This is a genomic window from Sulfitobacter sp. 1A15258 (assembly GCF_043557045.1).
GTDB lineage: Bacteria > Pseudomonadota > Alphaproteobacteria > Rhodobacterales > Rhodobacteraceae > Sulfitobacter > Sulfitobacter faviae.
The window spans coordinates 264,306-275,799 of the sequence record NZ_JBIFFK010000003.1 but is presented as its reverse complement, the minus strand read 5'-3'; the positions used below and the strand labels follow the sequence as shown (position 1 = coordinate 275,799).

At 59.0% G+C, this 11,494-nt stretch carries 12 protein-coding genes and 1 tRNA gene; 9 read left to right on the top strand and 4 right to left on the bottom strand.

The features are described from left to right. Positions 1 to 52: 52 nt before the first annotated feature. Both leuB and ACGYK9_RS08645 read left to right on the top strand, forming a co-directional pair. Positions 53 to 1,159 carry a 3-isopropylmalate dehydrogenase gene (gene leuB, locus ACGYK9_RS08650; protein WP_394409572.1) on the top strand — a complete coding sequence of 369 codons (1,107 nt, stop codon included), beginning with the start codon at positions 53 to 55 and terminating at the stop codon, positions 1,157 to 1,159. A 189-nt stretch (positions 1,160 to 1,348) separates the two neighbouring features. Beyond that, positions 1,349 to 1,425 (top strand) — tRNA-Pro (locus ACGYK9_RS08645). Positions 1,426 to 1,477: 52 nt separating this feature from the next. Here the strand turns inward: ACGYK9_RS08645 and ACGYK9_RS08640 are convergent. Together ACGYK9_RS08640 and ACGYK9_RS08635 are read right to left on the bottom strand one after the other, a co-directional pair. Continuing rightward, entirely contained in the window at positions 1,478 to 2,236 is a 759-nt protein-coding gene (locus ACGYK9_RS08640; RefSeq protein WP_394409569.1) for a MauE/DoxX family redox-associated membrane protein, read from the bottom strand. 128 nt (positions 2,237 to 2,364) lie between these two features. After that, entirely contained in the window at positions 2,365 to 3,762 is a 1,398-nt protein-coding gene (locus ACGYK9_RS08635; RefSeq protein ID WP_394409566.1) for a sensor histidine kinase, read from the bottom strand. A gap of 217 nt (positions 3,763 to 3,979) precedes the next feature. Between ACGYK9_RS08635 and queC the strand changes: the two genes are divergently transcribed. The 5 genes from queC to ACGYK9_RS08610 all read left to right on the top strand — a co-directional run bounded on the left by queC (position 3,980) and on the right by ACGYK9_RS08610 (position 7,093). Next, a complete protein-coding gene (gene queC / locus ACGYK9_RS08630; protein WP_394409563.1) occupies positions 3,980 to 4,681 on the top strand; it encodes a 7-cyano-7-deazaguanine synthase QueC in 702 nt (233 codons plus the stop codon). After that, positions 4,681 to 5,034, top strand: coding sequence for a 6-carboxytetrahydropterin synthase QueD (gene queD, locus ACGYK9_RS08625; protein ID WP_394409560.1), 354 nt, complete (start codon positions 4,681 to 4,683; stop codon positions 5,032 to 5,034). The genes queC and queD overlap by 1 nt, the downstream gene beginning before the upstream one ends. Further along, positions 5,031 to 5,738, top strand: coding sequence for a 7-carboxy-7-deazaguanine synthase QueE (queE, locus tag ACGYK9_RS08620; protein ID WP_209218547.1), 708 nt, complete (start codon positions 5,031 to 5,033; stop codon positions 5,736 to 5,738). Before queD ends, queE begins: the two co-directional genes overlap by 4 nt. A 15-nt stretch (positions 5,739 to 5,753) precedes the next feature. Then, entirely contained in the window at positions 5,754 to 6,218 is a 465-nt protein-coding gene (gene queF / locus ACGYK9_RS08615) for a preQ(1) synthase (protein WP_394409557.1), read from the top strand. Positions 6,219 to 6,427: 209 nt separating this feature from the next. Next, positions 6,428 to 7,093: a L,D-transpeptidase gene (locus ACGYK9_RS08610; protein WP_394409554.1), complete on the top strand. Its 666-nt coding sequence runs from the start codon at positions 6,428 to 6,430 to the stop codon at positions 7,091 to 7,093. A 45-nt stretch (positions 7,094 to 7,138) separates the two neighbouring features. On the opposite strand, the gene ACGYK9_RS08605 is transcribed toward ACGYK9_RS08610, so the two are convergent. Beyond that, complete coding sequence (locus tag ACGYK9_RS08605) at positions 7,139 to 7,411, bottom strand: hypothetical protein (protein WP_067268532.1); 273 nt, start codon at positions 7,409 to 7,411, stop codon at positions 7,139 to 7,141. Between the two features lie 167 nt (positions 7,412 to 7,578). Next, positions 7,579 to 8,673 carry a tyrosine-type recombinase/integrase gene (locus tag ACGYK9_RS08600; RefSeq protein WP_394409551.1) on the bottom strand — a complete coding sequence of 365 codons (1,095 nt, stop codon included), beginning with the start codon at positions 8,671 to 8,673 and terminating at the stop codon, positions 7,579 to 7,581. Between the two features lie 365 nt (positions 8,674 to 9,038). Here ACGYK9_RS08600 and ACGYK9_RS08595 point away from each other — a divergent pair, with 365 nt between their 5' ends. Together ACGYK9_RS08595 and ACGYK9_RS08590 are read left to right on the top strand one after the other, a co-directional pair. Continuing rightward, a complete protein-coding gene (locus ACGYK9_RS08595; RefSeq protein WP_394409548.1) occupies positions 9,039 to 9,461 on the top strand; it encodes a helix-turn-helix domain-containing protein in 423 nt (140 codons plus the stop codon). Positions 9,462 to 9,852: 391 nt separating this feature from the next. Continuing rightward, a complete protein-coding gene (locus tag ACGYK9_RS08590) occupies positions 9,853 to 11,343 on the top strand; it encodes a DGQHR domain-containing protein (protein ID WP_394409545.1) in 1,491 nt (496 codons plus the stop codon). Positions 11,344 to 11,494: the final 151 nt, after the last annotated feature.

The window sequence follows — 11,494 nt, the reverse complement described above, 5'->3', positions numbered from 1 at the left end:
CTCCGGAACCCGCAGGCTACCCAATCTCCAACCGTATTTTCAGGAGTTTCCCATGGCCAACCCATCCTTGCTCATCCTCCCCGGCGACGGCATCGGCCCCGAGGTCATGGCGCAGGTCACGCGCATCATCGACTGGTTCGGCGAAAAGCGCGATCTGGCCTTCGACGTAGAGCATGATCTGGTCGGCGGCGCGGCCTATGACAAACACGGCACCCCGCTGCATGATGACACGATGGCCCGCGCCCTCGAAGTCGACGCCGTGCTCTTGGGCGCCGTGGGCGGCCCGAAATACGACGACCTCGACTTCGCCGTGAAACCCGAGCGTGGCCTTTTGCGCCTGCGCAAGGAAATGGACCTCTTCTCCAACCTGCGCCCGGCACAATGCTTTGACGCGCTTGCCGATTTCTCCTCGCTGAAAAAAGACGTGGTCGCGGGCCTCGACATCATGATCGTGCGCGAACTCACCTCCGGCGTCTATTTCGGCGAACCGCGCGGCATCTTCGAGGAAGGCAACGAACGCGTCGGCATCAACACGCAGCGCTACACCGAAAGCGAAATCGAGCGCGTCGCCCGCTCCGCTTTTGAACTCGCCCGCCGCCGCGGCAACAAAGTCTGCTCCATGGAGAAAGCCAACGTCATGGAAAGCGGCATCCTGTGGCGCGAAGTCACCCAACGGGTGCGCGACGCCGAATACCCGGATGTCGAACTCAGGCACATGTATGCCGACAACGGCGCCATGCAGCTCGTGCGCGCGCCGAAACAGTTCGACGTGATCGTCACCGACAACCTCTTTGGCGACATCCTCAGTGACTGCGCCGCCATGCTGACCGGCAGCCTGGGCATGCTGCCCTCCGCCAGCCTTGGCGCACCCAATGCCGATGGCCGCCCCAAGGCCCTCTACGAGCCCGTCCACGGCTCCGCCCCCGACATCGCGGGCCAAGGCAAAGCCAACCCGATCGCCTGTATCCTCAGTTTCGCCATGGCGCTGCGCTATTCCTTCGACCAAGGCGAAGAAGCCGCCCGCCTGGAAAAAGCCGTCGAACGCGCGCTGGCCGATGGCGCCCGCACCCCCGACCTGATGGGCCCCGAAGGCGGCACCCCCATCACGACCGAGGAAATGGGCGACGCCATTCTCAAAGCCCTCGACGCCAGCCTATAAGAAACCAAGGCGGGGTTTCACGCCCCGCCCCCTTCCCTTCATCCTTTCTCAAATACCCTCGGGGGAGCAGCCGCAGGCTGCGGGGGCAGCGCCCCCAATTACCCCCGCTTTCCGCAAACGACACGCAAAATCCCTGCAACTGACCAATTGCCAAAGCCGCCAAGCTGCGCTATTGCGCTGCACATCGGTCGGGCTGTAGCGCAGCCTGGTAGCGCACCTGCTTCGGGAGCAGGGGGTCGGAGGTTCGAATCCTCTCAGCCCGACCAGATACCCCCCCACAGCTCCCTAGGCCCAAGAACTCGGATCGCTCTGCTCCACTCAGCCGTAGACCTTGAGCAGCATCCAGACCCCCATGCCCAGCATCATGACGTTCTCGGTGAGCGAGACGACCCCAAGCGGCACATTGCTCGACCCGCCGACGCAGGCGCATTTTAACTCACGTTTGTCGACATAGACCGCCTTGATCACCGAAACCGCGCCAATCGCGCCGATCCCGATCGCCACGGGGGCCGAGAGCCAGGTCAGCGCCCCGGCGGTCATCAGAATGCCCGCCAGCGCCTCCCCGAATGGATAGATCTTGCCATAGGGCACCCACCGCTGGGCCAGCAGGTCGTAGTTCAGAAACATCGTCGAAAAGCTTTCGATATCCTGCAACTTCTGAACGGCGAGGAAACACATGGAGATCGAGATGAACCACTCGAAAGCCCGAAGTGTGAAGATGTTGCCGAATGCATACCAAGAGAGCCCCAGTGCCATCAGGAAGGCCACACCGAAAATAGCGATAACGGGCTGATAGCTGGTGTCCGATTGCTCTTCCTTGGGCTTGTCCAAACCGAAATGCACGCGCAGACCGTCGTAGCCGCCGATCCGCTCCCCGTCGATGAAAGTCTGCGGCGTGGTCTCCACACCCTCTTTCGCCATGAAGGCATCGGTCTCTTCGCGGGTCGTAATGTGGTGATCTTCGACGTGGTAGCCCTGCCGCTCCAGCAGGTCTTTCGATTTCAACCCGAAGGGACAGAGGTGTTGCTCCATCACCATCCGGTAGAGTTTCGCGGTCTTGCCCTGTCCTTCGGCCATCCTAGCCTCCTTCTGCCTTTTCGAACGACGTCTCAAAGGAGGAACAAGTTTCCAGCGCAGGAGAGTTCCGCAAAGGGGTGATTTAGGTCAACCGGCAACCCGGCGCAGCACCACAGGCGCGATGCCGCTCAGGCCAGTTTTCCCAGATGCGCGGCAGGGATCGTGACTGTCCAAGTCAGGGCGTTTTCGCTGGTCACGGTTTCCGCCGCGCCATTGACCATGGCGGGGGCCAATACGGAAAGAACCTTGCTCCCGAAACCGGTGGCTTTCTTGGCAGAAGGGTCAATGGTGATGCCGGTCTCGATCCACTGGAAACGCAGCCCGCCCTTTTCGGTATGGGACCAGTGGCATTGGATATCGCCGCAGCCGTCGCTCATCACCCCGTATTTCGTGGAATTCGTCGCCAGTTCATGCAGCGCCATGCCAATCAGTTGCAACGCCTGCGGTCCCAAAGCGACAGAGGGGCCATCCACATCCACCGCCTTGGCCTGCAAATGCAAAAACGGGTCCAACTGTGCGCGCACCAACTCGGCCAAATCCACCGAAGACCAGCCGCCATCGACCAGCAAATCGGTGGAGCGGGCCAGCGCCTGAATACGGGCCCCGAAGGACTTGTTGAACTCCGCGAGAGAGGCCGCCGAACTCGCCGTTTGACGTTGCATCGCCGTGACCAGAGAAAGCATGTTCTTGGCCCGGTGGATGACCTCACGCGAGACGAGATCGCGCACCTCTTCGGCCTTGCGCGTGGCGGTCACATCATGGTGGATGTTCGAGATCGAGACGATATCCCCCGAAAGTGTCCGAATGGGCGTGCAGGCGATGGTGACATGGCGCTCGGTGCCATCCTTGGCCACGCGCACCGCATTGAACTGGCGCAGCTTGCCGGCCATGATCTGATCGCGATACTCAAGCACCCGCGTCGGCCAATCCGGCGGATACAACAGCTCGACCGACTGGCCCAAAGCTTCCTCTTCCGTATAGCCGTAGAGCCGCTCAGCTGCCGGGTTCCAACTGATGATGCGGCCTTCCATGTCATAGGTCAGGATCGCTTCGGCCGTGGTGGCCACGAGGGCGGCAAAGGTTTCCGCCTGCACATGGGCCCGTTCGATATCGTCATGCGCCATACGGCGCGTCGTGACATTGCGGTGCTGCAACAGCAGGCAGGGCGCGCCTTGGATCGTCAGGCGGTTGGCGTTGAGTTGAAACCAGCGCCGCACCCCCGGCCCATCGCAGGGGTATTCCCCCTCAAAGGAAGTCCCGGTTTTCAGCGCTTGGCGCAGCCCCTCCAGAACCGTTTCCGCCTGCACCACGGCACCGATGGCCGCCGCTTCGCAGATGTCAAAGTAATTGGCCCCGACGTAATGCGTTCCGGTATCGCCGCCATTCTCTTCGCAAAACAGTTTCCACGCCATATTGACCGCGACAATCTTGCCGGTGGCGTCAAGAATGACCACCTCATCGGTCATCGCCTCGATCAATTCATAATGGCTGGCGTCGAGCGTGACGCTTTGGGTGCTTTTCAACATAGCCCCACCATAGCGCGAATTCAGCATTGTCTAAAGTTAACTTAGGTTTAATCGTTAAGGCCAAAGTCCTTATTTTATCGGGTTTTGGCGGAAACCCTCCTGCCTCTGCGGCGACTGCCCGCCCGCCCACGCGTCAGGCTTGCAATCCGCGCAAATTCTGAAATAAGCCCCGCCATCCGGTCGCAGCCTACCCGGACATCAAAACAAGGGCCCCAAAATGAAAACACTTGTCATCTGCTCAGGCGGACTCGATTCCGTGTCGCTTGCGCATATCACAGCCGAGGTGCACCACCTCACCCGGCTCGTCTCCTTCGACTATGGCCAGCGTCACCGCAAAGAGGTCGATTTCGCCCGGGCGGCGGCCGAACGATTGGGCGTGCCGTTTCACCTGATCGACATGCGCGGCATCGGTGCGGCGCTTTCGGGCTCCGCCCTGACCGACAATATCGACGTGCCCGATGGGCATTACGCCGAAGACACGATGAAGATCACCGTCGTGCCGAACCGCAATGCGATCATGCTGTCGATCGGCTTTGGCATTGCGGCCGCGCAGGGGGACGAGGCCGTGGCCACTGCCGTGCATGGCGGCGATCATTTCATCTATCCCGACTGCCGCCCCGGTTTCACCCGCGCCTTCGATGCGATGCAGCAGGCCGCGCTCGAAGGCTATGCCAATGTGCGGCTGCACACGCCCTTTGTCGAGCACAGCAAGGCCGAGATCGTCCGCCAAGGCGCGCAGCACGGCACGCCCTTCGCTGAGACGTGGTCCTGCTACAAGGGCGGCGCGGTCCATTGCGGGCGCTGCGGCACCTGTGTCGAACGGCGCGAAGCCTTTCATCTGGCCGAGATTACCGACCCCACGGTCTACGCCGATCCCGACTATTGGACTACGGCCCTTGCCGCGCAGGGGGAAGGCTGATGTTCCGTATTCGCAAGGAATTCCACTTCTCCGCCAGCCACCAGTTGAGCCACCTGCCCGACGATCATCAATGCGCGCGGCTGCATGGGCACAACTACATCGTCGTGATCGAACTGGCCGCCGAGACACTCAATACCGATGGTTTCGTGCGCGATTACCACGACTTGAAACCGCTCAAGACCTATATCGACGATCACTTCGACCACCGGCATCTGAACGATGTGCTGGACGGCCCCTCCACCGCCGAGAACATGGCGAAACATTTCCACGACTGGTGCGCCGCCCGCTGGCCCGAGACCTCTGCCGTGCTGGTCAGCGAGACCCCGAAAACATGGGCGGAATACCGGCCATGACCCTGCGCATTGCCGAGATTTTCGGCCCCACCATTCAGGGCGAAGGCGCGCTGATCGGAGAGCCGACGGTATTCGTCCGCGCGGGCGGCTGTGACTATCGGTGCAGCTGGTGCGACAGCCTGCATGCCGTCGACAGCCAGTACCGCCATAGCTGGACCCCCATGTCGACCGAGGACATCTGGCGCCAGATCCGCAAGCTTTCCAAGGACCAACCGCTGACCGTCTCCCTCTCGGGCGGCAATCCGGCGATACAAGATTTCGGCCCCCTGATCCGCATGGGCAAAGCCGCGGGCTATCGTTTCGCCTGCGAGACCCAAGGCTCTATCGCGCGGCCATGGTTTGCCGATCTCGATACGCTCGTGCTCTCCCCCAAACCGCCATCAAGCGGTGAGCGTGTCGACTGGGACGCATTCGACGCCTGCCGGACCCTCGGCGCGCAGGCGCGGCAGCAGGTGATGAAGATCGTGATCTTCGACGAGATCGACTACCATTGGGCGCGCGAAGTGCATGCCCATCACCTCGATATCCCGCTCTACCTTCAACCCGGCAACCCCGAGGTCGACCCCGCCACGCCGGTGGACCCGCAGGCGCTGGCCGACCGTTTGGGCTGGCTAACCGAGCTTGCCATGACCGATCACTGGTTCGCCCCCCGTATCCTGCCGCAGCTTCATGTCCTGATCTGGGGCAACAAGCGCGGCGTCTGACCGATGGAGACCCCCATGTCCGACGACATCTACAGCAATCTTAAACAGCTCGGCGGGGAAACCCGCATCCCCGCCAGCCCCGAAGAGGCCGAGCTTGAGCGTGTGCCGAACCCGCAGGCCGATGTGGCCTATAACGTGCGCTTCACCGCGCCGGAGTTCACCTCGCTTTGCCCGATGACCGGCCAGCCCGACTTTGCCCATCTGGTGATCGACTATGTGCCCGGCCCGTGGCTGGTGGAATCGAAATCGCTCAAGCTGTTTCTGACCTCCTTCCGCAATCACGGCGCCTTTCATGAGGATTGCACCATCTCCATCGCCCGACGGTTGGCCGAGTTCCTTGCCCCGCAATGGCTGCGGATCGGCGGCTATTGGTATCCGCGCGGCGGCATTCCCATCGACGTCTTCTGGCAAACCGGCCCCCTGCCCGAGGGCGCCTGGATCCCCGATCAAGGGGTGCCGCCCTACCGCGGGCGCGGCTGACCGGGCCCTCCCTATCTCCTACCCCGCAGCATTCGGGGCGCGCGCCCACCCGCCCGCGCCCCGTACTTCCGTGAAAACCGTGTGTTTTAGATCACAATATCTTCAGCAACCGCCTTCTTCCTTGAACCTCCAGCGTAGAAAGGCCGTTAGTCTTTCATACACGCATACGACCCTGCCCCGCGCAGAGAGGTCAACCACGGAGCGACCACATGCTGACAAGACGTCATTTCATTCAGACCACCACGGCGCTATTTTCCAGCGCGATTGCCACCCCCCTGATGGCCCGCACCCGCCCAAGCGCGGCAGAGAAGGCCGCATGGGATGCGCAGGTCACCCCAGCGGGCTTTGACCCGGCGACGAGCAACCCTTGGGGCGTGCACCCGCGCTTCTTGCCCCAGCGGGTCGTGGCGAATGACAACCTGCGCGTCGGCGACATCCACGTCGATGCCGTGGCGCGCTATATCTATCATATCGAAGAGGGCGGCACCGCAATGCGCTACGGCGTGGCGATCGCGCGCGGCAATCTTTACGAGCCGGGCACCTATACCATCAAACGCAAGGTACAATGGCCGCATTGGACCCCCACGCAGAACATGATCAAGCGCGATCCTGAGCTTTACGCGGGCCTTGAAGACGGTGTACCGCCCGGCCCCGAAAACCCCCTCGGCTCGCGCGCGCTTTACCTCTTTGAAGGGAACCGCGACACCTATCTGCGCATCCACGGCACCCCGCAGCCGCAGAGCATCGGGGGCCGGGCAAGCTCAGGCTGTGTGCGGATGATCATGGCGCATATCAACCAGCTCTACCCGAATGTGCAGACCGGCTCGACGGCCTATCTCTATTCGGCGGAAGAAAGCGTTGTTGCCAGCAGCTAAGCTGGAACGAAAAACGGGGGCCGCTTGGCAGCCCCCGTTTCTATGTCAGGCTTGGCGTTTGGTGCAGATCGGATTGCCACCCACCGCGCGCAGCGGCACCAGCGTCGTCTCGACCGGGCCGTTGTGCTGATACCAATAGCAGCCATCCTCCGGCAGCAACCGCGCCGTCGACAGATCTTGGTTCGGCGCGGCAAGGCTCACCACCGCCTCCGGCAGATTGCCCACACGGGCCGAGCCGCCCTGCGGCCCGCTCGCCGGTACCGTACACCCGGCAACGGCCAGCAAGGCCGCCCCGATCACAAAAGTTCCTGTTTTCATCAAAGCCTCTGCCATTCCTGATTATATCCGGGGCAATCTGACAGACCGGATGGGGATTTCAAGGCACAAGGGGGTGAGGATGGTCGGCAGCGCCCTACGCGCCGAATGGCGACCCCGGCAGGATTCGAACCTGCAACCTGCCCCTTAGGAGGGATGCGTTCATAGCGCTATTCCTTTTGCGATTTCTTACTGTTGGGTGTTTGTACAGCGTCATCCTGTACATGGTTTGTACGAAAACGGGCCCTGATGTCGGCCTCATCGGTTTCGGCGTGGGCATAGATGCGCATGGGCAAATTGGGGTCTGACCATCGCCCAGCTTTAGCCGCTGTCACGGGATCGACGCCCTGACGGACAACAAGCTCGGTGAAGAAGCCGTGCCGTCCTGCTGGGTGGGCAGAAAGATACGGGATGCCCGCGCGCTTGCAAATTGTCTTCCAGCGCGTGTTGTATCCGGTTGAACTACCATAGCCAAAAACACGCGCCTTCATCAGTTTGCCAGTCTTGCGGTTCTTTGGTCGCTTCGGCGGCAATGCCAGAAGCTCGTCCATCATCTGAGGCGAAACGGTGATCCAACTCTCTGGATGGCCCTTCTGTGCTTTTACTCGGACTTTGTTTTCATGCGGCCGTAGGTCATCGGGCTCCAATGATACGGCCTGATCAATCCGTGCAGCTGTTTCGAACATGAATCGGACCAGCGCTGCGTTGTATGCGTCGGCCACACGGCAAAATGCCTCAATCCATTCCTTATCAGCTGGCGTGCGCTCGACGCGGCTCAGCTTCCCGCGCCACTTGTCCTGTGCGATCCGCTCGAACTTATCGTAGGGTTTTACCCGGATCAGCGGCGTGCCTTCCAACTCGTGCGCGTTGTTGATCACTGCACTCGCGGGCGTCACAATTTCACGCCACCATGTATCGGTCGACGCTTTGGGTTTCAGCTTCGGCCCAAGGCTTTTTAGCAGCGCGCCAGAAATAGCACCTAACGAAAGGTCGCCGATTGCTTCGACAATCGGGATCAGCTGCTTCGCTGCCTTCGGAGAAGCGTTATAGAGCATAATCGCGTCAGAAAACGTCTTGCTCGGCTCGTCCCCAACGACATAGCGACGAATCTGACGTTCGGTCTCATGGTTTATCCAGTCCCGTGCGCCCTCTTCTGAAGATGCCTTAGTGCTTCGCCGGTATGGGCCGGCGATTGGCCTGCCGTTGTATTCAATCCACCCCTTGGCCCAGTAGACACGACCCCTCTTGTAAATTTGGAGCGGCATGTCTGGCCTCCTTCAAAAATCGTATCAATCTGCGCGGGCGTGATGAGCATGGTCCGCCCAAGGCGATAAAAAGCGCCGGTCTCATTTGCTCGCTCGCGCAAAGTGCGCTCTGAAATATCGATCCCCATCCCGGCCATTACTTCGACCCACTGCGCGGGCGTTTTTCCAAGCCCCAGGATCTGAGAGCTGTCTGAATAATTGGTCTCTGCCATTTCAGTCGTCCTTGTCCGCTTAAGTTGAATCGGCGACACGCATGGAATCGCTTGTTCTGCACCTTCTGACGTGGTCAGATGGAATTAACTGGAATTTTATGTCATTTTGTGCAGTTTCGCGCAATTTGACAGTCACGTCAATGGGAACCTTGCATGGCGCGGGATTTGAAAGCTGTCTTCTCGGCAATGGGTGCGAGACTTGCGATTGCACGCAACGAAGTCGGCTTGACGCAAACCGCCATGGCGGATGCGATCGGCGTCTCACACCGCGCCTATCACAGCTACGAAAAAGGCCAGCGTGGCCTTCCCGTTGAAGCCTTGGTCGCGATTGCCGACAAGTTCGATGTAGACGCTGCATGGATCCTATTGGGCACAAAGTCTGTCAGAGCGGCGCATGACTTCGAGGCGCTAAAGAGGATCGAGATTTCGCTCGATCAACACCTCACTGAGGAAAACATAAAGATTAAGAGCGAGAAACGCGGAGCAATCGTTGCGCGCTGGTATCAGTCACTCGTCGAAGGCCGTGAAGTCAGTAACGACGATGTACACACATGGATCGAGTTGGTAAGGGATTAAGCAAATGCGACCACCTAGCAAAAGTTGGCTCAAAGTTCGGCATGCCACTCTTGAAAGAGCATGCGATGCTGCCATTGAGCCCCTGAAACCGCTTTACGGTGTGCACCTAGGCGCGTGTGCGATCTATTTGATTGGTTTTGCATACCTTTTTTCCTCTGACATTCCGCCAGAGCCAACCACGATTACACTTACCATGCTACTTGTGGTTGCTGCATCCGGGGTGTTGGTACCAATCCTTACCGCTTCAGTTCTCACTTTGCATTTTGCCAATCAAAAATTGAGAAAGCTGCTGAATGATTATGGCAACTCTACGCAAATAAATTAGTAGTAGAACAAAATTTAATGGCGATCTCTCGCCGAATTACCCAAATTCACACAAGGCTGAAAGAGTATGAACAAAAATAGCGGTCAGGCACCCACGATAAACGCTCTGAAGTTTACCCAGTGGCTCGATATCTGGGACGGGTTTGAATATTCGACAAACCCACCTGACAGGAAACCGAAACCTTCAATGTTCATTTTCTCCATGAACGCTTCGACACTGCGCAGCTATAGCGACGTTTATAAGCGTGAACGAAACAGTGTTGACGCTGAGGGCATTCAAAGAAAAAGAGACGAGAAGCGGACGGAACGGATCCAAGAGTTTGTCCAGTACGGTTATCCGTACGGCGACTTGAAGGAGAACCAACGTACCTTGGACAAGGTAGCCCTTAGGAAACCAGGCTGGCTGCCAACCGCTATCGTAGTAAACATCCTCGAACCCGGTGACGTGCGGCGGGGCAAACAAGCCTCGCAAGGTCTGACGGCACAAGTTCAGGAAAATTCAGGGCAATATCAGATCCAACTGCCTGACCTAGGCCAGTTCTCTCAAGATGATGTGAGACCCTTCGAAGTCATAGATGGCCAGCACCGGCTGTGGGCCTTTGAAGAGCAGCTGGATGGCGATTATGAGCTGCCAGTCGTCGCATTTCATGGACTCGACATTGCTTGGCAAGCCTATCTTTTCTGGTCGATCAATGTCTCTCCCAAACGGATCAACCCTAGCCACGCTTTCGACCTTTATCCTTTGCTTAGGAACCAAGCTTGGCTTGAGCAAACAGGTGATCTGACCGTCTATCGTGAAGCTAGGGCGCAGGAAATCACAGAGTGGCTATATAAGCACCCGGATTCCGTATGGAAAAACAGGATCAATATGCTTGGAGAAAGTGGCGCTGGTCGGGTGAGCCAGGCAGCATTCGTGCGATCGTTGACTGCTGCATTCTTCGGAACCGGTCGTGGCAAAGCGGGCCGTTACGGCTTGTTTCAAGCGGCCACCCCCGGGCAAGAAGAGCCCTTGTCGTGGACAAGGTCGCAACAGGTTGCTCTTGTGCTCGAGTTTTGGCGGTTGGTCAAAGAAGCCATCGATGACGGCGAAGCTGGAGATTGGGCGGACGCCTTTACGGGCGCGGAGCCCGATAGAGATCCTTTCGACGACCGAAGCTCCATGTTGAATCAGGATATGGGTGTCCGTGCGGCCCATGCCGTCGTGAACGACTTCCTGTATCGTTCCGTTGACCAATGGCAACTTGCCGATTGGGTTGCAGAGGAGTTTGACGAGACCGATACGACCGAAGAAGATGTCTCAAGAGCTCTGGTAACTTTACGAGATCAGGCCTTCTACGTGCCCTTCAAAGAGTTGGCGCTCGCGCTAACGCGTTTTGATTGGCGGTCCTTGGATGGGCCGGGAGTTCGGGACAATCGAGATTTAGAGCTTACACGTCGTGCGTACCGCGGGAGCGGAGGTTACACCCTCCTGACAAATGACATCATACGAGAGCTAAATACATCTCAATCAGAGAGCGTCGCAAAAATGGCCCAAACCATTTCCACCGGCGGTGAATAATGGCGGCCCCACTTGTAAACAGTCAGATTGGGCTGGCGAACCCCATATCAATTGTGTCCGAAATTACGACCTTTGGCAGCAAGCCAGTAAGAGAATGGCTACCCTTGGGGCATCCGGCTCGCAGCTGCCAAATTGTGGATCCTGCAACCAA